Origin of the sequence: Thermaerobacillus caldiproteolyticus (assembly GCF_013761245.1) — a bacterium.
GTDB classification, from domain to species: Bacteria; Bacillota; Bacilli; order Bacillales; family Anoxybacillaceae; genus Thermaerobacillus; species Thermaerobacillus caldiproteolyticus.
The window spans coordinates 196345-219542 of record NZ_JACDUT010000003.1; the positions used below are offsets into that span (position 1 = coordinate 196345).

21 protein-coding genes are annotated in these 23198 nt (G+C 41.1%); 12 read left to right on the top strand and 9 right to left on the bottom strand.

Translation table 11 applies throughout. The annotated features are described in order from the left end of the window. Positions 1-122: 122 nt before the first annotated feature. From HNR31_RS06310 to HNR31_RS06335, 6 genes are all read right to left on the bottom strand, one after another. On the bottom strand, positions 123-434 hold the full coding sequence (locus HNR31_RS06310) for a hypothetical protein (protein ID WP_181555417.1): 312 nt from the start codon (positions 432-434) through the stop codon (positions 123-125). Further along, positions 431-1450 (bottom strand): substrate-binding domain-containing protein, encoded by a 1020-nt coding sequence (locus HNR31_RS06315; RefSeq protein WP_181555418.1) that lies wholly within the window; start codon positions 1448-1450, stop codon positions 431-433. Before HNR31_RS06315 ends, HNR31_RS06310 begins: the two co-directional genes overlap by 4 nt. 42 nt (positions 1451-1492) lie before the next feature. After that, positions 1493-2179, bottom strand: a complete 687-nt coding sequence (locus tag HNR31_RS06320; RefSeq protein ID WP_181555419.1) for a DUF624 domain-containing protein — start codon at positions 2177-2179, stop codon at positions 1493-1495. A 68-nt stretch (positions 2180-2247) separates the two neighbouring features. Beyond that, complete coding sequence (locus HNR31_RS06325) at positions 2248-3099, bottom strand: carbohydrate ABC transporter permease (protein ID WP_258561021.1); 852 nt, start codon at positions 3097-3099, stop codon at positions 2248-2250. 14 nt (positions 3100-3113) lie between these two features. Then, complete coding sequence (locus HNR31_RS06330) at positions 3114-4127, bottom strand: carbohydrate ABC transporter permease (protein WP_181555420.1); 1014 nt, start codon at positions 4125-4127, stop codon at positions 3114-3116. Between the two features lie 76 nt (positions 4128-4203). Beyond that, positions 4204-5481, bottom strand: a complete 1278-nt coding sequence (locus HNR31_RS06335; RefSeq protein ID WP_181555421.1) for an ABC transporter substrate-binding protein — start codon at positions 5479-5481, stop codon at positions 4204-4206. A 971-nt stretch (positions 5482-6452) separates the two neighbouring features. Between HNR31_RS06335 and HNR31_RS06340 the strand changes: the two genes are divergently transcribed. The 7 genes from HNR31_RS06340 to HNR31_RS06370 all read left to right on the top strand — a co-directional run bounded on the left by HNR31_RS06340 (position 6453) and on the right by HNR31_RS06370 (position 12926). Beyond that, positions 6453-7442 carry a LacI family DNA-binding transcriptional regulator gene (locus HNR31_RS06340; protein ID WP_181555422.1) on the top strand — a complete coding sequence of 330 codons (990 nt, stop codon included), beginning with the start codon at positions 6453-6455 and terminating at the stop codon, positions 7440-7442. Continuing rightward, positions 7439-8335: a ribokinase gene (gene rbsK / locus HNR31_RS06345; RefSeq protein WP_181555423.1), complete on the top strand. Its 897-nt coding sequence runs from the start codon at positions 7439-7441 to the stop codon at positions 8333-8335. Before HNR31_RS06340 ends, rbsK begins: the two co-directional genes overlap by 4 nt. Beyond that, positions 8332-8730: a D-ribose pyranase gene (rbsD, locus tag HNR31_RS06350; protein WP_181555424.1), complete on the top strand. Its 399-nt coding sequence runs from the start codon at positions 8332-8334 to the stop codon at positions 8728-8730. Before rbsK ends, rbsD begins: the two co-directional genes overlap by 4 nt. Before the next feature lie 30 nt (positions 8731-8760). Then, positions 8761-10257: a sugar ABC transporter ATP-binding protein gene (locus tag HNR31_RS06355; protein WP_181555425.1), complete on the top strand. Its 1497-nt coding sequence runs from the start codon at positions 8761-8763 to the stop codon at positions 10255-10257. Next, positions 10257-11195, top strand: a complete 939-nt coding sequence (rbsC, locus tag HNR31_RS06360; RefSeq protein WP_181555426.1) for a ribose ABC transporter permease — start codon at positions 10257-10259, stop codon at positions 11193-11195. The genes HNR31_RS06355 and rbsC overlap by 1 nt, the downstream gene beginning before the upstream one ends. A 39-nt stretch (positions 11196-11234) precedes the next feature. Next, positions 11235-12173, top strand: a complete 939-nt coding sequence (gene rbsB / locus HNR31_RS06365) for a ribose ABC transporter substrate-binding protein RbsB (protein ID WP_181555535.1) — start codon at positions 11235-11237, stop codon at positions 12171-12173. 309 nt (positions 12174-12482) lie between these two features. Beyond that, positions 12483-12926 carry a VanZ family protein gene (locus tag HNR31_RS06370; RefSeq protein ID WP_181555536.1) on the top strand — a complete coding sequence of 148 codons (444 nt, stop codon included), beginning with the start codon at positions 12483-12485 and terminating at the stop codon, positions 12924-12926. Positions 12927-13012: 86 nt separating this feature from the next. On the opposite strand, the gene HNR31_RS06375 is transcribed toward HNR31_RS06370, so the two are convergent. Then, the gene (locus tag HNR31_RS06375; RefSeq protein WP_181555537.1) at positions 13013-13996 is read right to left on the bottom strand and encodes a Gfo/Idh/MocA family protein; all 984 of its coding nucleotides are present in this window, start codon (positions 13994-13996) and stop codon (positions 13013-13015) included. A gap of 59 nt (positions 13997-14055) precedes the next feature. Beyond that, entirely contained in the window at positions 14056-14442 is a 387-nt protein-coding gene (gene gloA2, locus HNR31_RS06380; RefSeq protein ID WP_181555427.1) for an SMU1112c/YaeR family gloxylase I-like metalloprotein, read from the bottom strand. A gap of 672 nt (positions 14443-15114) precedes the next feature. Here gloA2 and HNR31_RS06385 point away from each other — a divergent pair. After that, positions 15115-16560, top strand: coding sequence for a glycoside hydrolase family 1 protein (locus HNR31_RS06385; RefSeq protein ID WP_181555428.1), 1446 nt, complete (start codon positions 15115-15117; stop codon positions 16558-16560). A gap of 24 nt (positions 16561-16584) precedes the next feature. Here the strand turns inward: HNR31_RS06385 and HNR31_RS06390 are convergent, their stop codons facing one another. Next, positions 16585-17316 carry a MurR/RpiR family transcriptional regulator gene (locus tag HNR31_RS06390; protein ID WP_181555429.1) on the bottom strand — a complete coding sequence of 244 codons (732 nt, stop codon included), beginning with the start codon at positions 17314-17316 and terminating at the stop codon, positions 16585-16587. Positions 17317-17517: 201 nt separating this feature from the next. Between HNR31_RS06390 and HNR31_RS06395 the strand changes: the two genes are divergently transcribed. The 4 genes from HNR31_RS06395 to HNR31_RS06410 all read left to right on the top strand — a co-directional run bounded on the left by HNR31_RS06395 (position 17518) and on the right by HNR31_RS06410 (position 23145). Beyond that, a complete protein-coding gene (locus HNR31_RS06395) occupies positions 17518-18531 on the top strand; it encodes a sugar-binding protein (RefSeq protein WP_181555430.1) in 1014 nt (337 codons plus the stop codon). After that, on the top strand, positions 18527-20002 hold the full coding sequence (locus HNR31_RS06400) for a sensor histidine kinase (RefSeq protein ID WP_181555538.1): 1476 nt from the start codon (positions 18527-18529) through the stop codon (positions 20000-20002). Before HNR31_RS06395 ends, HNR31_RS06400 begins: the two co-directional genes overlap by 5 nt. Then, the gene (locus tag HNR31_RS06405; RefSeq protein WP_181555431.1) at positions 19980-21542 is read left to right on the top strand and encodes a response regulator transcription factor; all 1563 of its coding nucleotides are present in this window, start codon (positions 19980-19982) and stop codon (positions 21540-21542) included. The genes HNR31_RS06400 and HNR31_RS06405 overlap by 23 nt, the downstream gene beginning before the upstream one ends. Before the next feature lie 310 nt (positions 21543-21852). Further along, on the top strand, positions 21853-23145 hold the full coding sequence (locus tag HNR31_RS06410; RefSeq protein WP_181555432.1) for an ABC transporter substrate-binding protein: 1293 nt from the start codon (positions 21853-21855) through the stop codon (positions 23143-23145). Positions 23146-23198 lie beyond the last annotated feature (53 nt).

A 23198-nucleotide genomic window follows, 5' to 3' on the forward strand; every position in this document is an offset into this window, starting at 1 on the left:
CGCAGCATCTAACTCAGGAAGACTTTCTAAATCTGTTCCGGGCAACTTAAAATAGGTAGCCTGTACGCGAAAAGTGCGGAAAGTAACATTGGCGATGGGGGGCATTAGGAGGGGATGAGCTGTCACAGTTTTATCTTAATTGATTCCTCCGGGTAAACGCCTCGATGGATGATTTTATTAGTAGTACTTACTCCATCGACAGGCTGTTTTCTAAACAGCTCCCCATAGCTGGTTTTCCTTTTTATTTCTTTTTGAACTAAGCGATCATAATTTTCTCGAATATCTTCAATCTTTTCTACTGTTGTCTTTGTTTCTGATAACAGGCTAAAATAGGATTGCATTGATATTCTTTTTTGCCGATGAAATGAAGAAAGGGCTGAATCCCAAAAGTGTTGGGACAGCCCCTTGATGTTATTTGCGATGCGTATTTTCATGATCGTTTTGGCGCCAAGGCGGTCGATTCTCTTTTAATGAGTTTAGAAGAGAGGAGAATTTCTTGGAACGGTTCGTTTTTGTTTTCCATTCTCCAGAAAAGCAGTTCGACCGCTCTTCTACCGTAAAGTTCCAAATCAATATCAACCGTCGTCGTTTTCGGCGTAGAGATTTTTGATAATTGACCATTATCGTAGCTGCATATGGATGCTTGATCAGGAACTTGAATGCCTTGTTGTTTTAAGCCCGAGTTGACTAAAAATCCTAACCTGTCATTAGCGCAAAACCAAGCAGTTGGTTGCTGCTCTAATTGCTGAATATACTGGAGAATGACTTCTTCTTTTTCTTCCGCATTTTTGAAAATAAACTCCTCGTTTGGTTCGATGCCATATTCCCGCAACGCGAGCAAATATCCTTCATAACGTTCTTCATAGCTAGGCAAATATTTCACATTGCCGACAAAAGCGATGTCACGATGATTTAATTCAATTAAATGTTGTACCGCAAGATAAGCACCAAAGCGATTATTGGTTAGCACGGCATCTGCATGAATATTAGGGTGATGGTAGTCAACAAGCACAGTCGGAATATCGGTAGAGATGACTTTATTAATGTATTCGGTACTGATGTGCGAAAGAATTAAGATTCCATCCACCATCTTATTTTCGATGAACGAAGGTAAAATAAGGTTTTCTTTTTGATCGCGATTAATCGATTGAATGTGTAAGTTCATGCCCCGTTTTACGACTTCTTTTTCAATGCTCAAATAAATTTCTCCAAAAAAATTTTTAAAGGAGAATGCAAAATCGGAAGCGATTAATCCGATGTTCCCTGTCCTTCCTGGTTTCTTTTGCTTTCGTGCTCCTGGATATTGATAGCCCATTTCCTCAGCCACACGTTTAATTCGCTCCCGAGTTTCTTCGCTCACGCCTTCTTTTCCTCTTAAGGCTTGCGATACCGAATTCTTCGATATATTTAATTGATCGGCAATATCTTGCATCGTTACTTTCTTTTTCATATGGCAACACCTACTATTCTAATAGACCTCAGCACCAAGTGTTTAATGATGCGGTTGAAACATGGTCTCGATTTCTTGAAATAGGTCATTGATAATCAACATGACAGCAAAGCAGAAAGGACCAATTAAGAAGTATACAGATACCTTAGGAATATAATAAAGGATGAAACCTGTAAATAAAAGCAAAGCAAGTAGCAATAATGTTGTTTTCCATTTCGTGAATGAACACCATACTGATAATTTTAACACCGATTTATTGGTAATGAAAAAACGAGAGAGCAAAGGATATACATATAATCCTACTAATACATTCATGATTAAAAGTGAATATAATAGTGGAAGAATATAATGACCGATTGGATAGTTTTTTAAAAATGCGATATCAGCAATTAATATTGTAATAAGAATACACTGAATTGAAAAGAAGAGAGCGGATTGAACGAAATTTACTTTCAAGCTCTTAAAAAACGTTTTCGTTATTTCTACTTGTTTTTCTTTCACTAATTTCCCCATGACACTAAAGGATGCAGTAAGGGCAGGTCCCATTGGAATCGTAACAAGAAATAAGATCAACCACGTGAATAGATTGGAGTAATCCCACTGAAAGAGCAGAAATAAGGATGCAGGGATACATAAGAGGAAAAAGTACACATTACATAAGATGAACCAGTAAGTATAAAGAATGATTCGGTAAAACATATTATCTTGTAAATCAGCTGTTGGAAGCATCAGAACCGACCTCAATCCTTTAAAGATAAGTATAGAGGATTTAAAGGAATTCTCCTTTAAATCCCGCATTAACCTTTAATTCCAGTAAGAGAAATTCCCTCAACAAAGTATTTTTGCATCGCGAAGAAAAGGAGAAGTGTAGGCAATAATACTAAAATGGAAGCGGCCATTAATGGGCCCCACTCGACTTTTGTCATTCCGTTAAACATCGCGAGACCTAATTGTAATGTAAATTTGTTCGAATCATTTAAGTACATTAATGGTCCTAGTAAGTCGTTCCACGAACCTTGGAAGGAAAATAATCCAATGGTGATTAAAGCAGGCTTGGATAATGGGAGAAAGATTTTATAAAAGATTTGGAATCTTGTTGCCCCGTCGATTAAGGCGGCTTCTTCTAATTCCCTTGGTATCGTTAAAAAGAATTGACGCAACAGAAACACAAACACGGCTTGCCCACCGAAAAAGGCAGGGACGACGAGAGGTTTGAATGTGTTAATCCATCCAAGTTTTTCAAACATCATAAATACAGGAATCATCGTAATTTCTCCAGGCAGCATGATTGTCGATAAAAGAATCATAAACCAAATATTTTTACCTGGGAAGTCGAAGCGAGCGAACCCATAAGCAACAAGGGCAGAAATAAATACTTCGGCAAATACTCGACATCCTGTAATGATAACTGTGTTTTTTAAATATAGAAAAAATGGAATATCGGTGACGGCACGGCGATAGTTTTCCCAATAGAAAGAATCAGGAAGCCATTTTGGCGGAATTTGAAAGATGATGTCTCCGGATTTTAATGAGGTGGAGATCATCCAAAGTAATGGCAATACCGTTGCCGCAGATGCGATGATCAGAAACAGATAGACAAAAAAGGCTTGAATTTTTTTTCGCTGTGGGTTTGTTAACGTAAATGTCAAGAGGATTCCCCTCCTTAACCGTTGATTTCCGTCCCTTTTAAACGATTCATTTCTGAACCTTTTAAACCATTGATTTCCGCACCTTTTAAACGGTTGATTTCGTAACCTTTGAATACGTTTTTCTCGAATGTCTTTTTCTTTTTTGATTTTGAGCTTTGAATTTCACCGGCATAATAAACCCATAAAGGTGATGTTTTAAAAACAAGCAACGTTAAAAGCAAGATGATGACAAAAAGGACCCATGCCATCGCTGTCGCGTATCCCATTTTATAAAAATTAAAGGCATTTTCGTATAAATAGACCATATAAAATTTTCCTTGATTTTCAGCACCGCCAATAATATAAGCATCATTAAACTTCCGGAATGAGCCGATAATTCCCATGACGAGATTGTAAAAAATTACTGGGCTCAGCATCGGAAGGGTAATATGGCGGAATTTGTGCCACCAATTTGCCCCGTCAATTTCCGCTGATTCATATAAACTGCGGGGGATATCTTGTAATCCTGCAAGGTATGTTAGCATTCCGCCGCCGGCTCCCCAAATGGCCATCATCACATAGGAAGGTAAAACCCAAGACGGATCGCCAAGCCAGTTCGGTCCAGAGATGCCAATGTATGATAATAGTAAATTAATCAAACCGTAATCAGGATCGAGAATCCATCTCCATAAAAGAGCAATGGATACGCCAGATACAACGGCGGGAAGATATAAGGCTGTACGGAACAAATAGATTCCTTTTACTTTCACATTCACAATGGCGGCAATGGTTAAGGAAGATATGATTCCTAAAGGAATAGCAAATATAGCATATAAAGCGGTGACTTTCAGCGAGTTTAGGAAATTGGGATCTTTAAATAGGTTGATATAATTGTCTAAACCAATAAATTTCGGTGCGGTGAAGGAGTTCCAATCGGTAAATCCGATATAAAAGGCAAACGATATTGGAAACAATGTAAAGATGAAAAATCCAAGGATCCATGGTGATATAAACAGCAATCCTTCGTATTTCTTTAACAACTTCTTCATTTTTATCAACCTCTTTTTAACTCAGTAAAGTAAGAATAAGCTGACTTTCATCAGCTTATTCTTACGTAAGGGGATATTATTGACCTAAGATTTTGCGAAGTGCTTCTGCAGCGTCTTTTGCTGCTTTTTCTGGGGATTTTTTGCCTAGAAGAATTGGCTCGTATAATTCTTGCCAAATGGCGTTATCAAGTTCGTTTTGCTGCTTCTGGTTATTGAAGCCGCGTGCCATTTTTGCACTTTCTTTGATGATATCAACCGCATATTTTTTATCTGGACGAATTTTTTCTACCTTTTCTAAGTCTGATTTTGTAGGAGGAAGTATTTTCCAATCGTGAATCGCATTTGTCAAGTCAACTAATGCTTCCGCGGCGACTTTTTTGTTCTTTGTATTGTTCGACATGACTGTGTGGGCAATCCAACTGAAAGTTGCTTCTGTTTTGGCATGAGGCACTTTTGTCATGCCGATTTCGAAAGCATTTCCGACTTGTTTTTCGAAATCGTCGCCAGCACCACCGAAGAACATGGCGACCTTTCCTGTTTTAAACATTTCTGGACCGCCCGTATTTTGTGCTTGAGTTTTAGTAGGTGTTACCTTGTCCACATTAATGAGTTTATTCAACATTTTAATACCTTCAATGGCTTCTGGCTCATCGATGCGAACTTTCCCATTTTTATCAATAATTTCTCCGCCATATGTCCAAACCCATGTTGCAATTGGTGGCCAGCCATCGATAACCGTTCCAAATTGATCTACTTTCCCGTCGTGATTCGTATCTTTTGTTAAAGCTTTTGCCGCTTTTTCAAAGTCTTCCCATGTCCAGTCTGGTTTTGGAAGTTCAACACCCGATTTTTCAAAGAGTGTTTTGTTATAGTAAAGCATCACAGGTTGGTTAATCCAAGGTAAGCCGTAAAGTTTTCCATTGACTTTTCCAACTTGTAACGGACCTTCAAAGTAGTCATTAAGATTTACTTTAGGATTTCCTTTAATGTAGTCATCAAGTGGAGCGATTACCCCTAACTCGGCATACATTGGTATGTATTCTTGAGATAACCAGAATAAATCAGGTGCCTGTTTCGCAGCTGCCATTGTTTGAATTTTTTTGTAGTAATCAGCAGGGATGCTTTGGATGGTTAAATGATAGTCCTTCGATTCTTTATTAAGCTTATCTACGATCGCTTGAAATTCTTTTAGTTCTTGTGCACCAGCCCATGTTCCGATTTTTAATTCCACTTTTCCGTTTTTAGATGAATTGGAATTTGCAGAATCTGATGCATTTGAACATCCTATCGTTCCAACGAGCAAAATAGATGTTAAAAATCCTGCTGCTAATTTCTTAAGAAAGTTTTTCTTCATTTACCTCTCTCCTTTCTGATTTTTTAGAATGCATTTGTAATGAATTTGTAATCAGAAAAGAAAGATTACTAAATTAGTAATGTAACGTTACATTACGTTTTGATTATTGCATGATTTACTGAAGTAGTCAACTGATATATTTAGAGAAATAGCGAATGAGAAAATGAAGTTTTACCAAAACTCTAAGAAAAATGCATAAAAGAAAGACGGTTTATGAACTGAATGGTTAAAATAATTGGTTTGCATGATGTATATGTAATGTGAAATTTGATTTTGTAATTAAATTTGTAATGTTATGGAGTTTTTTGAGAAAAGAGGTGTAAGCAGTTTGTTGAAAATTGATGAGGAAGCTTTATAAATACTTGGCTCTGTTATCGTTTGATGTTGATTTTAGGATTATTAAAAACCTTCAAATTGAAAGTGTTCATTTTTTGTCCCTTGTTGCATTAACGTACCTGTTAGCTGAATAAGAAATAAAATAAATAGCGGTTTAAGTGCTTTTTTGCTACTGTTATTTTTATTGGTTAATCTGCTTTATATAGCAAGTTCCCCCACTTGTAAGCCTAATTTGGTACGATTTTCGCTCCGCGCGGCAATGCTCAGGAATGATGTTGAGTCCAAGGATATGAACGTAAAAGTGCTTTGGCCCGTTCATAATTAGAGGACAAATTGTAGCCACATGGTCAATGCGGGGCAAGTTCATGATCTTTCGTCTTTTATGATGTTTTTGACAAGGCGATGTTAAGATTTTTTGTCAAACGGAAAGATTAACTAAAATTTATTGGGCTTCTATTTCCAATTGCAGTTGTGTTTCTGCCAATTTGGGTGAGTTTTTTGGTTTCTAATACATCGATATTCACAGTTTTTATGTGCTAATCTCAGAAATATGCAGATTAACTTACTTGATTATTTTTTATATTTTTTGATATACTTCATGTAACCGGTTACATGAAATAAGGTGGAGAATGAATATGGCAACGATTCGAGATGTTGCTAAGTTAGCAGGTGTTTCTGTCGCAACAGTTTCGCGAGTGTTGAATCAAAACGGTTATGTAAATGAAGAAACGGAAAAACGTGTGAGACAGGCGATTAAAAAATTAAATTACAAACCGAATGAAGTAGCGCGGACGCTTTTTAAAAAGACATCAAAAACAATCGGATTAATTGTTCCGGACATTTCAAACCCTTTTTTTCCAGAGCTTGTTCGCGCGGTTGAAGATGTCATGAATATTTATGATTACACTGTGATCTTGTGTAATTCTGATGAGAAGAATGAAAAAGAAAAAGAATATATGGAAGTATTGAAGCAGAAATACGTTGATGGCATTATTTTAACAACCAATCAATTGGAACTAGATGAAGTGTCTGAAATCAATGTTCCAGTTGTTGTCTTGGATCGACCACTAAACCATTCATTTCCATCTGTGATTGCAGATAATTACGGTGGAGCGCGGCTAGCGACGCGACATTTATATGAAATCGGCTGTCGAAGGATTGCCCATATTCAAGGTCCTTCGCACGTTGTCAATGCAGTAGAACGTTTTAATGGTTATCGTGATGAAATGAAGGAGTTAGGTCTTTGGGACGAACGTCTAGTTATTCTTGGAAACTATCAGCTGAAACAAGCGAAGGAAGCGGTATTACAAGCTTTGAAAGAATATGATATTGATGGGATTTTTGCCGGAAATGACGCGATGGCGGTTGGTGCTCTGAAAGCTGTTCAGCAGCTTGGACTTCGCGTGCCGGAAGATGTTGCAATTATCGGCTATGATGGCATTCCGCTGACAGAGATGACAACGCCTGAACTATCGACGATTTCGCAACCCATTTATGAAATGGGAGCGATTGCGGCAAGAATTTTAGTCAAGAAAATTGAAGGGAAGCCGCTTGAGCAAATTCATTATGTGCTGCCTGTCGAACTTATTGAAAGACAATCGACGCGTAAGGGGGAAAGGAAATGACAAAGCCAGTGGTTACTGTCATTGGAAGCATTAATATGGACCTTGTAACGATAGCAAACCGTGTTCCTTCACAAGGTGAAACGATTCTCGGAGAACAGTTTCACCTGATTCCTGGAGGAAAAGGGGCGAATCAAGCGGTGGCAGCCGCTCGTTTAGGAGCGAGGGTTCACATGATTGGTGCGGTCGGTACGGATACATTTGGAAAGGAGCTTCTTCACTCTCTGGAACAGGAAGGTGTTTGCATCGATAATGTGAAACCGGTTACATATGTAGAAACGGGAATTGCTTCGATCACAATATCAGATGGCGATAATCGAATCATTGTTGTTCCTGGAGCCAATCATGCTCTTTGTCCGGAAGATATAGAACATTGCGAAGAAATTATTGCTCAAAGTGATGTTTGCTTATTACAGTTGGAAATTCCGTTGTCCGTTGTTGAAAAAGCCGCTTGTTTAGCGAAAAAGCACGATGTCCGCGTCATTCTAAATCCAGCGCCAGCACAGCCGCTACCACAACAATTAGTAGAGCAAGTCGATATTCTGACACCAAATGAACATGAGCGCGACGTTATTTTTGGCGGAATGGATGTAAGCCAATTTGCTCATAAATTAGTTGTCACGGAAGGAGCACGTGGCGTAACGATGATGAAAAACGGACAGCCGACGTTAATACCGGGTTTTAGCGTTCCTGTTGTAGATACGACAGGAGCAGGGGATACGTTCAATGGTGCGCTTGCGGTAGCTTTAAGTAAAGGGATGCGTTTAGAAGAAGCATGTTTATTTGGTAATGCTGCGGCAGCGTTGTCTGTGACAAGATTGGGAGCGCAAACAGGGATGCCGACAGAAGACGAAGTTCGTCAGTTTCTAAAAACAAAGAAAGGATGTTTGGAATGAAAAAGCATGGCATTTTAAATCGAGAATTAAACACGGTTTTAGCTTCTCTAGGACATACGGATACGATTGTCATTGCTGATTGTGGATTACCGATTCCCGATGATGTTGTACGAATTGATTTATCGCTTGTGAAGGGATTCCCGCCGTTTCTGTCTGTATTAGATGCGATTTTAGAAGAGTTGGAGATTGAAGCGGTTACACTTGCAGAAGAAATTAAAACGAACAATATCAAGATGTATGAAGAAATTCATCAGCGATTGAAGACCGTCCCAGAACAATTCGTTTCTCATGAGCGATTGAAAGAAATGACAAAATCAGCAAAAGCCATCATCCGTACAGGAGAAGCGACTCCTTATGCGAATGTGATTCTTCACTCAGGTGTCAATTTTTCTTAAATTTCACCTTTAAAAAAGGGGGGGAGAAATATGACAAGGCCGTTCATTGAAATGAAAGGGATTAAGAAGGCTTTCCAACAGCATGTCGTATTAGATGGTGTTGACTTCGAAGTGCGTGCCGGTGAAGTGCATGCATTGATGGGGGAAAACGGCGCCGGAAAATCGACATTAATGAAAGTATTAACAGGGATTTATGAACGGGATGCGGGTACAGTCATGGTAGACGGGCGGGAAGTCCATTACCGGCATCCAAAAGAAGCCGAGATAGATGGAATTTCTGTGATACATCAGGAACTCAATATCATTCCGACGTTGACAGTAGCCGAAAATATTTTTTTAGGGCGCGAGAGAACAATAGGCTATACAGGAATTATTCGTAGTAAGGACATGGAAAAACAAGCAGAAAAGTATTTGCAGAAGCTTGGGGTTCAAATTGCTCCTAATGAAATCGCTGGAAATTTATCAGTGGGTAAACAGCAAATTGTCGAGATTGCTAGGGCGTTATCAACGAATGCCAAATGTTTAATTATGGATGAACCAACAGCCGCTTTAACTGAACGAGAAATTCAAACGTTGTTTGAAGTGATTCGCACGCTAAAACAGCAAGGAGTCGCCATTGTCTATATTTCGCATCGAATGGAAGAAATTTTTGCGATTTGTGATCGGATTTCGGTGCTAAGAGATGGGCAATTTATCGGCACAAAACATATACCAGAAACGAACTTTGATGAAATTGTTCATATGATGGTTGGCAGGCAAATTGGTGATCGCTTTCCAAAGCGAAAAACAAACATTGGTAAAGAACGGCTGAGAGTAGAAGGATTGACACAAAAAGGGGTATTTGAGGAAGTTTCCTTTTCTGTACGTGCCGGAGAAATTCTTGGCGTTGCTGGGTTAATGGGATCAGGGCGTACAGAAATTATGGAAGCGGTTTTTGGAGTTAGAAAGGTGCATGGGGGAGCTATTTATATTGATAACCGACTCGTCAATATTAAGTCCCCGCGACAAGCCATTGAGCATGGTATCGCTTTGATTACAGAAGATCGAAAGAGAAAAGGTCTTATTTTAAATATGAGTGTGCGTGAAAATTTAACCTTGCCGAAATCGGAACAATTGGCTGTTGCTGGTGTCATTCAAGAGACAAAAGAACGAGATTTAATTTCCTTATTAATAGCGAAATTAAACATTAAAACAGCTTCACCGGAATTAGAGGTAAAAGCATTGAGCGGAGGCAACCAACAAAAAGTAGTTTTTGGAAAATGGTTAGCAATGGAACCACGCATCCTGATTTTAGATGAGCCGACGCGCGGTGTTGATGTTGGGGCAAAAAAAGAAATTTACGAGATTATGAATGAACTCACTGCGCAAGGCGCGGCCATTATTATGGTATCATCGGAGCTCCCAGAAGTATTGGGGATGAGTGATCGCATTATGGTTGTTCATGAAGGCAAGGTAAGTGCCATTTTTGACAATAAAAACGTTGACCAAGAAATGATTATGCGCGCGGCGACAGGAGGGAACGTGTAATGGGAAAAGGTTGGAGTTTTGATATCAAGAAACTGGGCCCGCTCATCGGCTTTTTATTGTTATGTATTGTGCTATCTATCTTAAGTGATAATTTCCTAACCATGGATAACTGGTTAAATATTCTGCGCCAAGTATCAATTAACGCATTGATTGCCTTCGGAATGACATTTGTCATTTTAACGGGCGGAATTGATTTATCCGTTGGTTCGGTGTTAGCGCTTTCTAGTGCGATTACAGCTGGCATGATGGCCAACGGTATGGGAGGATTGGCCGCGATTCTCGTAGGATTACTTGCCGGACTCTTCATGGGGGCACTTAACGGTGCGATTATTACTAAAGGACGCGTTGCCCCATTTATTGCGACTCTAGCAACCATGACGATGTTTCGCGGTGCAACGTTAGTATATACAGACGGTCGCCCAATCACTGGGTTTTCTAATGATATTTTGTTCCAAATGATGGGGAGAGGTTATTTTCTCGGAATTCCAGTTCCAGTCGTGTTTATGATCGTCGTTTATATTGCGTTGTACTTTGTTTTAAAGAAAACGACATTTGGCCGCCATACATATGCTATTGGCGGTAATGAAGAAGCAAGCCGTTTATCTGGTATTCGTGTCGACCGATTAAAAATTTGGATTTATTCACTAACGGGCGGATTATCCGCGTTAGCGGGAATCATTTTAACTTCTCGTTTGAATTCAGCGCAACCAACGGCAGGAACTGCTTATGAGTTAGATGCGATTGCTGCTGTTGTACTTGGCGGAACGAGTTTATCGGGCGGACGCGGCTGGATTTTCGGTACCTTTGTTGGTGCACTGATTATTGGTGTGTTGAATAATGGGTTGAATTTATTGAACGTATCTTCATTTTATCAACAGGTTATCAAAGGTGTTGTTATTCTTCTTGCGGTCATTTTAGATCGCCGTAAAGAAGTTTGATAGACAAAATTATTATTATTAAAGGAGAGGGAGAGATTGATGAAGAAACTGGTCAGTATGGTAATGTCGTTGCTGTTGTTAGCAGGGGTATTAGTTGGTTGTTCTTTAGAAAATGGTACGACGACAGGTGACAAAAAAGAAGGAACAAAGAAAGACGGTGATATGAAAATTGGCTTATCGATTTCCACGTTAAATAACCCATTTTTTGTCACATTGAAAGAAGGGGCCGAAAAAGCAGCGAAAGAAGAAAACGTGCAATTAATCGTAGTAGATGCCCAGAACGATTCGGCGAAACAAATTAATGATATAGAAGATTTAATCCAGCAAGGTGTTGATTTGATTTTAGTAAATCCAACTGATTCAAGCGCAATTACATCCGCCGTCGAATCGGCGAATAACGCGAACATCCCAGTCATCACAGTAGACCGCAGTGCAGATGGTGGCAAAGTTGTTACCCATATTGCTTCCGATAACGTCACTGGAGGTAAGATGGCAGGAGAATTTTTAATTGAAAAGCTAAAAGATGGTGGAAATGTTGTGGAATTAGAAGGAATCCCCGGCTCATCTGCGGCACGTGAGCGCGGGGAAGGGTTCCATCAAGTGATCGATAAGACGAGCAATATTAAAGTAGTTGCGAAACAAGCAGCGGATTTTGACCGCGCAAAAGGACTGTCTGTCATGGAAAACATTTTGCAAAGCCATAGCGATATTAAGGCGGTGTTCGCTCATAACGACGAAATGGCTTTAGGAGCATTGGAAGCGCTTGAAGCCCGTGGGATGAAAGATGTGATCGTAGTCGGTTTTGACGCGACAGAGGACGCTGTCAAGGCAGTAAAAGACGGAAAAATGGCGGCAACGGTAGCACAAAAGCCGGAGCTGATTGGAGAAAGTGCGGTAAAAACAGCCTTGAAGGTACTAAAAGGTGAAAAAGTGGAAAAATTTATTCCAGTGCCGTTGGAGTTAGTAAAAGGAAATTGATGTGATAAACCACCTTCTGTCTATGTAAGGACAGAAGGTGTTGTCTTCTGTATAAGTATTTTTCTCTAATTTTTGAAGGCTCGCACCAATTGTCACCGTCCGAGAAGTGATGCAACTTTCCCTGCTGCTGCATGTGGAAAGTTGATGGAGAATGCGGATGAAGAGAGAAACACTGTCTCGAAGAAATCTACTATTCTTTCTGTGAGTAGCATATTTAAATATACATTACCGCCTTCTTCTGGATGAATATCGGAAAGAGGTGTTGCTATCTATAAAGAAAGATATTATGGTAGAGGATAGGTGATGAAGATGAAAAGCAAATTATTTTGGTGGAGCTTAGTTGTTTTATGGTGTGCGGTCATTTATTGTTTTAGTGAATTTTCCTTTTTCACAGGAGAAAATACGGAACATATCATTCGCCATATGATAAAAGATTTGTCGTTTGCTGGAGCGGAAGGGAATGATACGAGTTTTTCATTGAATTTCGTCATTCGGAAATTTGCTCATCTTTCAGCGTTTGGCGTGTTGGCAGTTCTTGTATGGAAGGTGCTTGTTCCGCACCGTTTTGCCTATATTGGTGCATGGAGTTTTGCCGTTTTGTATGCCGCTACAGATGAGTGGCATCAATCGTTTGAACCGGGGCGAACGGCGTTAGCGTCGGATGTGTTAATTGATGCGACAGGGGCCGCCTTGGCCTTATGGGTTGTCCATCTTTCCTTACGAATAAGGCGTTCTGTCCAACCCCGCCATTGAATTGTCTATCTAGCTGCTGGATACGTAAGAACAGCAGGCTGACCGAAAGACATCGATCAGCCTGCTGAGCAACCAAAGTGCCTGTCTTATTTGTCTGCCGGGAAGATAATCCCTGTCTGTTTTCGCGCTTGTTCGATGATGTCCATCGTGGTCAGAGAATGGTAATGGGAATTCGTTTCCGATTCTTTTTTTCCCATTTGAATAAGTTCGATGAATTCTTTTGCCTCATAGTACATCGGATGATGTGTTTGTGATTGGGTAATATCTTCTACGCGGCCGTCACGATAGCGAATTTCCACCTTTGTTGGTGTATGGATGGCGTCGATGATAATGCTTCCATTCTCCCCTTGGATTTCCGAAGGAATGTACGAATTCGTAATTTTAGAGTACATGACCACCGCATCCATGTCGCCATAATCAAGAATGATGCTGCCTTCTCCATCAACACCGGATTCAAGCATGGTACTGTTTGCTTTTATGCTAAGAGGTTTTCCGAATAATACAACCATCGGATACAGACAGTAAATGCCAATATCCATTAATGCGCCGTTGGAAAAAGCAGGGTTAAAGGCATTTAAGATCGTGCCTTGTTTATAGGCATCATAGCGTGACGAATATTGGCAATAGCTTGCAAAATAGCGGCGGACTTTTCCAATTTTATGTACATGATCCCGAATCGCTTGAAAATTCGGCAGCAGTGTCGTTTTCATCGCTTCCATCAAGACGACATTGTTTCGCTTCGCTGCTTCAATCATCGCCTGTAATTCTGCCGTATTGGACGCAATTGGCTTTTCGCATAAGACGTGTTTGCCGTGGTTCATAAGCAGAATCGCTTGCTCAGCGTGAAATGAGTTTGGACTAGCGATATAAACTGCATCGATAGCATCGCTTTTCGCCATCTCTTCTAAACTCGTAAATGTGAGTGAAGCCCCGACTTTTTCAGCGAATTCTTTTGCTTTCTCCTCTGTTCGCGAGTAGACCGCTGTTAATATGAAGTCTGACACTTCTTTTGCCGCTTTAATAAATTCTTGGGTAATCCAGTTCGTTCCGATTGTGGCGAATTTGATCATCATGAATTCCTCCTTATGGACGATGCTTCCTTAAGAAACTTGAAACGACTTCTCTTATTTTACCTTTCATACAACTCAATTGGCAAATCATCCGGATCGTGGAAAAATGTAAATCGTTTTCCCGTCACAGGGTCGATACGAATCGGTTCGACCGCAATCTTGTGCTTCTGTAAATGAGCGATCGTGGCATCGATGTCGTCCACTTCAAAAGCAAGGTGGCGCAATCCGCACGCTTCTGGATAACTTGGCCGTTTTGGTGGATGTTCAAATGAAAACAGCTCAATTTGCGTATGTTCTCCTACTTGTAAGTCTAATTTGTATGAATTTCGTTCCGCGCGATAATGTTCATGAATGATGTTAAGCCCAAGGATGTTCACGTAAAAATGCTTAGACCGTTCGTAATTCGAGCAAATGATCGCAATATGATGGATTCGTGTAAAGTTCATTGTTTTTTCTCCTTTTATAATCGTTTTAATAAAAAGCACCTGCAATACAGAATCATTGTCGAATGCTCCCAGATAGGACGCAACTTGAGACTCCGTGCTATGTGCGTCATTGCTTCTTTGCCCGAGTACACCAGCAGCTATGGATAAAGATACTCCACTTTTCCTAATTCGTAAACTGATAAAGAAACTGAGTAAGAAATTTTTCGGTCAGTACGGCGGATGGTGAAAAAATTGCATCTGAAACGTACCGTTACGACGAAAATGGAAATCGGACAAACATTGGATAGCCAACGGGGAAACGATTATCTATCGCTCCGATGCCTTAGACTAATGAAATGAATCCTTTTTCAGTTAATTTTGAAATTATTTATCCGAAGCTAAAAGTATAGTTGCAACAAAAGAGCCTTACGTCTATGCTGCTCGTTGCAAATTTCCGTTGGCCCTGATGCTTTTACAGATTTAATTCGAACATTTAGCTATGTGCTCTTCCACAGAAGGATGGAAGAGAAAAGAACGTCATTTTGTATGTTATGTAACACTCTGTTACCGGAATGAAACAAATTCTTTCTTGCTTGTACATATTACTAAACATTCCAAATGTATTTACTTTTTGTCTCCGAAAACGTTTATTTAAAGTATGAAAACTAGTCAGAACATTTGGAGGAGGACGCTATGGAACACAAGCAATTACGTCCGTTCCCAAGCAGTTTTTTATGGGGGTCCGCTTCAGCGGCGTATCAAGTAGAAGGAGCTTGGAACGAAGACGGAAAAGGGTTATCGGTCTGGGATGTGTTTGCAAAAAAAGAAGGAACGACATTTAAAGGCACGAACGGGGATGTCGCGGTCGACCATTATCATCGCTATAAAGAAGATGTTGCCTTAATGGCTGAAATGGGGTTAAAAGCTTATCGTTTTTCAGTGGCATGGAGCCGCATTTTTCCAAACGGAAGAGGGGAAATCAATGAAAAAGGGTTGCAGTTTTACGACAACTTGATTAACGAGCTTTTGAAGTATCGCATTGAACCGATTATCACATTGTATCATTGGGACGTTCCGCAAGCATTGATGGATGAATACGGTGCATGGGAATCGCGGCAAATCATTAATGATTTCAACAACTATGCGGTGACTCTCTTTCAGCGCTTTGGCGATCGCGTAAAATATTGGGTGACCTTGAACGAGCAAAATATTTTTATCGGCCTTGGGTATCGTTTAGGCGTTCATCCGCCGGGTGTGAAAGATTTGAAACGAATGTATGAGGCGAACCATATCGCCAATTTGGCCAATGCAAAAGTGATTCAATCGTTTCGGAAATATGTACCCGATGGGAAAATTGGGCCAAGTTTTGCGTATTCTCCGATGTATCCATACGATTGTCGGCCAGAAAATGTGTTGTCCTTTGAAAATGCGGAAGAGTTCCATAATCATTGGTGGATGGATGTATATGCATGGGGAACATATCCGAAAGTTATATGGAATTACCTCGAAAAGCAAGGGCTGACGCCAACGATTCACGACGGGGATTGGGAACTTCTTCAGTCGGCAAAGCCGGATTTCATGGGGGTCAACTATTATCGGACGATGACGATCGAAAAAAATCCGCTTGATGGTGTCGGCGAAGGAGTCATGAATACGACAGGAAAAAAAGGAACATCGACCGACACAGGAATTCCGGGATTGTTTAAAACGATTCGCAATCCGAACTTAGAAGCGACGAACTGGGATTGGGAAATTGACCCGGTTGGTCTTCATATCGGCCTGCGCCGCATTGCCAATCGCTATGGATTACCGATTCTCATTACGGAAAACGGCCTTGGCGAATTTGATAATCTGGAAGAAGGAGATGTTGTCAGCGATGACTACCGCATCGAGTATCTCCGCAGTCATATTTACGAAATTCAGCGGGCGATTAGCGATGGCGTCGAAGTATTAGGGTATTGTACGTGGTCGTTTACCGATCTTCTCAGCTGGCTGAACGGCTATCAAAAGCGATACGGTTTTGTATATATCAACCGGGATGACGAATCAGAAAAAGATTTACGCCGCATTAAGAAGAAAAGTTTTTATTGGTATAAACAAGTGATTGCGTCAAATGGGGAAGCGATTCACCGATCGTGAAGAAAAAGGGGAGGATTTCCCCTTTTATTTTTGGTTCACAATACGATATGTTTCTTTTGCAAGGCTTTCTAAAAGGTATACAACCGGAATTTGTGTGGTGATATTCGCCTGTTCTACAAATTCCATGTTTACGTAGTATGCGATATTGTAGTCAGACATTTGGGCTAACGAGCAATGTTTCCGGTTGGTAATGCTAATGATGATGCTTCCTTCCTCTTTCAGGCGATGGGCCTGTGACAGAGTATGGGGGGTTTCGCCTGATACTGACAGCACAATGGATACGCTTTTTCTCAAATAGTGACCGTAAATCGGAAAAAACGGATCTTTAATATGGAGCGAGAATTTTTTAAAAGCTGAAAAATAACGAGAACCGTACTCTGCTAAAATCCCGGAGCTGCCTGCCCCGACAAAAATGACATGCTCCGCTTCAGCAATAACCTTAGCGACTGTTTGAATGGTCTGCTCGTAATCGGTTTTCAACGTGCGTTCAAAAAACTCAAATAATGAATCTTGTGCACTTGTGATGAATGGATGATTTGTTTCTTGAAGATACAACTTTAACTTTGTCTTGAATTCGGAAAAACCGTCACAGCCTAGTTTTCTACAAAAGCGGAGAATGGTCGTTGGTGAAACATGAGTCGCTTCTGCTAATTCTCGTATCCTCATCAATACGACTTTATCTGCATGCGTTGTGACATAGTTGTAAATCATATATTCTAAGTCAGAAAACGAAGAAAGTTGTTCAGGTGTAAACATAGCGACACCTCAAAAATGAATAGGATTTTACTTATCATCATTATACAATTTCATTAGCGAAAGCACCTAATGATAGTGGCCGATCTTCCTTTTTGACATGAGTAGGATCGGTTTTTCCATGCTACAATGAAGCAAGTAACTCTGTTATTGTTTGAAAATTCGTTACAATAGAGGATAGAGGGAGAAAGGAGGTCTTTTCCGATGAGAAGATGGTGGAAGTGGGCCGTGTATATAGGGGGAATGAGCGTATTTGCTGGAAGCGCTTCCTTTACAGTGTATTGTGCGTGGAAAGTGTATATGTATCATCAGCCGGAGGAGAAGCCGGCGATAGCGGACAGAAAAAAAGCGTATCATTTTGTTCTCGTTCCTGAAGAGCTCGATAACGATTATTGGCGGTTAGTAGAAAAAGGGGCAAAAGCAGCGGCGAAGGAGATGGGGGTGCGACTGGAGTATATCGGACCGCGGCAAGCAAACATTGAAGAGCACGTAAAGATTCTCGAGAAAGCGGCTGCTTCGAAAGTGGACGGCATTATGACACAAGGGCTGACAGAACAGCAATTTACGCCCATCATTAACCGCATTGTTGAAAAGAATATTCCCGTCATTACGATTGATACAGATGCGCCGACAAGCAGGCGAACGGCATACATCGGCACGGACAACTATTATGCCGGATTTATTGCGGGACGCGCGCTTGTGGAAGATACGGGCGGAAACGCGAATGTCGCGATCATTACTGGAAGTTTTGAAGCATCTCACCAGCAGTTGCGCGTGAAAGGGTTTCAAGATGCGGCGAAACACGAAAAAGGCATCCACATTATTGCCATCGAAGAATCGGACATTACACGTGTTCAAGCGGCGGAAAAAGCGTATAAAATCTTAAAAGAGCATCCAGAAGTGAACGCATTTTATGGTACGAGCGCGTTAGATGCGATCGGGATTGCGAAAGTGATCGAACAGTTTCATCGTGAGCGTGAAACATATGTCATCGGCTTTGACACGCTTCCGGAGACCATTCATTACTTAGAAAAAGGAACAATTGAAGCAACGGTTGTGCAAGAGCCGTATGAAATGGGGTATCGTGCTGTGAAAATGATGGTTGATATCATTGAAGGAAATCATGTTCCATCGATCAATAATACGGAAACAAGGGTGATTCGTAAACAAGATCTACCGTTGCGGCCGGCACGCAACTACGAGGTGAGGCATGATTAAAATTCGTACGAAACTATTTATTTACTTCATGATTTTTATTCTGTTATTAAATGGAGTAACGTTCTTTTTATATGAAAGTAGCGAAGATATTGTGAATGAATACGATTATAGTTTACGCCGACTTTTATTATTAAACGAAGTCTCACAGCACACGAATGAAGCAGTCGAGCAATTAAACGCTTATTTAGCAGAAAAAGATGCGCGTTATTTGCGCGAATATGAGCAGCAAAGCCGTTGGTTACAGCAAAATCGGGCGCAAGTCGAAGAGTTTATTTCCAATCAACGAAACTCTCTCTTAGTAGAAAACTATGAACATATGATGGAAAGTTTTCTAGAGGAGGGAGCACTAACAGTTTATCATTTTCAAGCAGGAAATATAGGGCTGTATTCTATTCATCTTCACGAAGCTATGAAAATCGCTTCGTTCATCCAAGAGACGACCCTCTCGCTAGTGAACGAGGAACTGACTGCGTATCAGCGCTTTTACAACGAGGTTGAGGAGCGAAATCGATATTTCCGCTACATGGGGATGAGTCTATTTGTTACAACGTTAATGCTTGGAGCGCTGCTTGCATTATGGTTTTCCGGTGGCATTACGAAGCCGATTGAACGTCTTTCCCGCGCCGCAAGAGAGATTGCGAGCGGCAAACTTGATGGCGATGATGTAGCAATGACGACAAATGACGAATTAAAACTATTAACGGAAACGTTTAACGAAATGCGTCGCAATATTCGTAATTTAGTAGCAGAAATCAAACAGAAATCCGAGTTGGATCGGCTCGTCAAAGAACTGGAGTTAAAAAGTTTACAAAGTCAAATCAATCCCCATTTTTTATTTAATACATTAAACACCGTTGCGAAAATGGCGTATTTAGAAGAAGCAAATCAAACATCGCGACTCATTGAGGCAGTGGCTTTCATTTTACGGTATAACTTAGGCGATTTACAGCGTACAGTGACGTTAGCCGATGAGGTTCATATTGCGCGTGAATACTTCTTTATTCAACAAACGCGCTTTTTTGACCGCATTAAATTTTTTACAGAGGTCGATGAAGCATGTCTTGATCTTCCGATTCCACCGCTTACGTTGCAACCGTTGATTGAAAATGCGTTTATTCACGGAATCGAGTCGTATGAAGAAGGAGCGCTGCTTATGCTAAAAGTGCTGAAAAAAGGCAATCGCGTCATCATCGAAGTCAGCGATAACGGTGTTGGGATGAACGAAGAAACGAAGGAAAAATTGCTTTCGTTCGCGAAAGGAGAAGGAGAGTCATTGTTTCAAAGTGAAAAAGGTCATGGTCATTCCACAGGTATCGGAGTCCGAAACGTCATTCGCCGTCTTCAGCTGTTTTATGGCATACGCAATGTAGTCGAGATTGAATCCTCGGTTGGGATGGGGACAACCATTCGCCTTTTACTTCCGATGACAAAAGAGGAGGTTCGTAACGTTGAAAATCGCGGTTGTAGATGATGAAGCATTGGAGAGGAAAGCACTGAAAAAAATGATTCGTGAGCATCTCCCGCAAGCGGACGTTGTCGCTGAAGCAGCGAATGGGCGAGCCGCAGTAGAAGTGGCAAATGAATATAAGCCTGATGTCATGCTCATGGACATTAAAATGCCGGGGATGGACGGGCTGGAAGCGGTTCGTCTCATTCGAAAGCAGCACCCGAACATAAAGTTTATTATCGTGTCTGCATTTGATGCATTCGAATATGCGAAACAAGCCATGCAGCAGGGCGTCAAAGAATATTTGTTGAAACCGAGCCGAAAGGAAGAAGTGATCGGTGCGCTTCAACGCGTCTATGCAGAAATGATGGAAGAGCGAAAAAAAGAGCAGGAAAACCGGCAGCTGCAAGAGCGGGTTCAACGGTTGCAAAAGCTGGTGGAAAAGGAATGGCTATCCGTGCTTATGCTTGAGGAAGTGTCACCAACCGAGCTCGAACAATGGAGAAAGTTACTCCCATTTTCCATCGAAGCAGGTGTATTTATTGTCATTAAATTTCCGCCGCATGAGCCAAAAGAAGTAGGAAGGGAATGGCTTGATAATGTGATCGCGACAAGGATGAAGATCGATTATGTGATAGGAAAAATGATCGATGATCAAGTGCCGGTATTGCTATTCTCGAAAACGAACAACGATGTAAATGAATTAAAAGTTCGTGCGCAAAAGCTGGCTCATCTCCTTGTCCAGCTGTTTCAACAAGAGCATAAAGGAAGAGAGTTATACATTGGAATCGGCACTCCGGCATTTAACATGGACCACTTGCGCCATTCCTATTATGAAGCGCTCTCTGCCTTGCAGTATTATGCAGCCCATCAAAAAGCAAAAAGCGGCTTTCTTCCGAAACAGGCTGCGTTAGTTCCGGTTGCGTTTGATAAAACAGAGAAAGAAAAACAGTTGTTTGATACCGTTCGTCAAGGGGATATGGCACAGGCGCTTCAACAGTTCCAATTGTATATGGACGACATCATCGTTGCAAAAAAGAACCAATATGAAGCTGTGACGAAATCGCTCGAAGAAACGTTTATTTTGCTGGAGCGAATGTTATCTGACCTTGGGATTCTTTATGAGCGAGCGAACACATTTCATCAATGTTCCACTATTCATGAGCTGAAGAGAATGGCGACTGAGCAGCTTCGGCAAATGGTACACCATGTGCAAGCATGGCGCCACCAGCAAGCGAACGGAAAACTCGGAAAAGCCAAAGAGTATATTGCCGCTTATTATGACCGGCCATTGACGTTAGAGGAGGTTGCCGAACATGTCGGGCTAAGTCCTTATTACTTCAGCAAATTGTTTAAAGACCGTTTCGGAATGACGTTCATTGATTACCTAACTGAAGTACGCATCGAGAGAGCCAAAGAAGAAATGCGCGATCCGAAAAAAAGCTTAAAAGAAGTTTGCTTTCTTGTCGGATACAATGATCCAAACTATTTTAGCCGCGTGTTCAAAAAACAAACGGGACTATCTCCGACGGAATATCGAAAGACGCTCCACATCGCTCTATGATGACAGCGATGTGGTTTTTTATAAATTTTGAACAATTAGATCGGCTCGCAACGTGTCTAGTGCTTGAATCAACTTCTTCGTTGACATGCGCCGAGTAATCGCAGGCGCAGCTAGTGGAACATAACCTTCCCAGGCATTTCTCGTCGGAAGAACATTTTCCTTCGGCGTTAGGCGTGTGCCTCCGCTTTTCTTGGCAAAAAAGTGAAGAATATCGCAAAAAAGTGAAGGAAGTTGGCGGCACGAGAGAAAAAGAAACATGCTACAGTGTATATGAAAGGGTTTTCAAAACAGGAAGAAGGGGGAAGATGGTGTGAAGAAAAAGGGGTTATGGTTGTCATTAGCACTTACCTTCAGCTTAGCGCTTACCGGCTGTAATTCTGATTCCGCTTCGAAGAATACAAGCGGAAGCGGAGGAGAAAAAGGAAAAGAAAAGCTAGAGATTTTTAGCTGGTGGACCGGAGCCGGCGAAGAAGACGGATTAAAAGCGCTCATTAAGTTGTTCCAAGAAAAATATCCAGACATTCCGGTTGAGAACGCAGCCGTAGCGGGTGGTGCCGGTACGAATGCAAAAGCCGTGCTGGCTAGCCGCATGCAAGGAAACGATCCTCCTGCGACATTCCAAGTCCATGGCGGTGCGGAATTGAATGCAGGTTGGGTTGCTGCTGGAAAAATGGAGCCGCTCAATGATTTATACGAAAAAGAAGGATGGATGGATAAATTTCCAAAATCACTCATCGACATGGTCAGCAAAGACGGCAAAATTTATTCTGTACCAGTGAATATTCATCGCGGCAATGTGCTTTGGTATAACAAAAAAATCTTTGACGAAAACGGTCTTCAGCCACCAAAAACATTTGATGAATTTTTCCAAGTTGCTGACAAATTAAAAGCAAAAGGAATTACACCGCTTGCATTAGGCGATAAAGAACCATGGGCAGCTACGCATATATTTGAAACTGTTCTGTTAGGGACGTTAGGGGTAGATGACTATAAAAAGCTCTGGACAGGAGAACTGTCTTTTGACGATGCAAAAGTAAAAGAGGCTGTCAATACATTTAAGAAAATGTTGAATTATATCAATGAAGATCATAGCTCCCGCAACTGGCAAGACGCGGCGCAATTAGTCGCCAAAGGTGAAGCGGCGATGAACATTATGGGGGACTGGGTAAAAGGATACTTTGTGAATGACTTAAAATTGAAAGTCAATGAAGATTTCGGCTATGTTCCAACGCCGAATACGGACGGACAATTTATGGTTATCACTGATACATTTGGATTGCCAAAAGGTGTAAAAAATCCGGATGATGTAAAAAAATTCTTAGCGGTGCTCGGTTCTGTTGAGGGACAAGATGCATTTAACCCACTGAAAGGGTCCATTCCAGCCCGCATCGATGCAGACGTGTCCAAATATGACGAATACGGAAAAGCAACGATTGAAGACTTTAAAACGGCAAAACTCGCGCCAAGTTTAGCACATGGCTCTGCTGCTCCAGAAGGCTTCGTCACAAAAGTGAACCAAGCGGTGAACATTTTCGTCACGCAAAAAGATGTCAAATCGTTTATTGATACGCTTGTATCTGCTTCAGCAGAGTTAAAGAAGTAAGAAACGGAAAGGGGGGACGGGAGCCATTCTCTTCCCCTTTTCGTTTTACAATA

Coding starts and splice junctions, on each gene's coding strand:
- HNR31_RS06320 (WP_181555419.1), bottom strand. CDS start 2,179: ATGCTTCCAACAGCTGATTTACAAGATAATATGTTTTACCGAATCATT.
- gloA2 (WP_181555427.1), bottom strand. CDS start 14,442: ATGAACTTTACACGAATCCATCATATTGCGATCATTTGCTCGAATTAC.
- HNR31_RS06330 (WP_181555420.1), bottom strand. CDS start 4,127: ATGAAGAAGTTGTTAAAGAAATACGAAGGATTGCTGTTTATATCACCA.
- HNR31_RS06390 (WP_181555429.1), bottom strand. CDS start 17,316: ATGTTTACACCTGAACAACTTTCTTCGTTTTCTGACTTAGAATATATG.
- HNR31_RS06355 (WP_181555425.1), top strand. CDS start 8,761: ATGACAAGGCCGTTCATTGAAATGAAAGGGATTAAGAAGGCTTTCCAA.
- HNR31_RS06375 (WP_181555537.1), bottom strand. CDS start 13,996: ATGATCAAATTCGCCACAATCGGAACGAACTGGATTACCCAAGAATTT.
- HNR31_RS06340 (WP_181555422.1), top strand. CDS start 6,453: ATGGCAACGATTCGAGATGTTGCTAAGTTAGCAGGTGTTTCTGTCGCA.
- HNR31_RS06370 (WP_181555536.1), top strand. CDS start 12,483: ATGAAAAGCAAATTATTTTGGTGGAGCTTAGTTGTTTTATGGTGTGCG.
- rbsC (WP_181555426.1), top strand. CDS start 10,257: ATGGGAAAAGGTTGGAGTTTTGATATCAAGAAACTGGGCCCGCTCATC.
- HNR31_RS06385 (WP_181555428.1), top strand. CDS start 15,115: ATGGAACACAAGCAATTACGTCCGTTCCCAAGCAGTTTTTTATGGGGG.
- HNR31_RS06310 (WP_181555417.1), bottom strand. CDS start 434: ATGAAAATACGCATCGCAAATAACATCAAGGGGCTGTCCCAACACTTT.
- HNR31_RS06335 (WP_181555421.1), bottom strand. CDS start 5,481: ATGAAGAAAAACTTTCTTAAGAAATTAGCAGCAGGATTTTTAACATCT.
- HNR31_RS06315 (WP_181555418.1), bottom strand. CDS start 1,450: ATGAAAAAGAAAGTAACGATGCAAGATATTGCCGATCAATTAAATATA.
- rbsB (WP_181555535.1), top strand. CDS start 11,235: ATGAAGAAACTGGTCAGTATGGTAATGTCGTTGCTGTTGTTAGCAGGG.
- rbsD (WP_181555424.1), top strand. CDS start 8,332: ATGAAAAAGCATGGCATTTTAAATCGAGAATTAAACACGGTTTTAGCT.
- HNR31_RS06395 (WP_181555430.1), top strand. CDS start 17,518: ATGAGAAGATGGTGGAAGTGGGCCGTGTATATAGGGGGAATGAGCGTA.
- rbsK (WP_181555423.1), top strand. CDS start 7,439: ATGACAAAGCCAGTGGTTACTGTCATTGGAAGCATTAATATGGACCTT.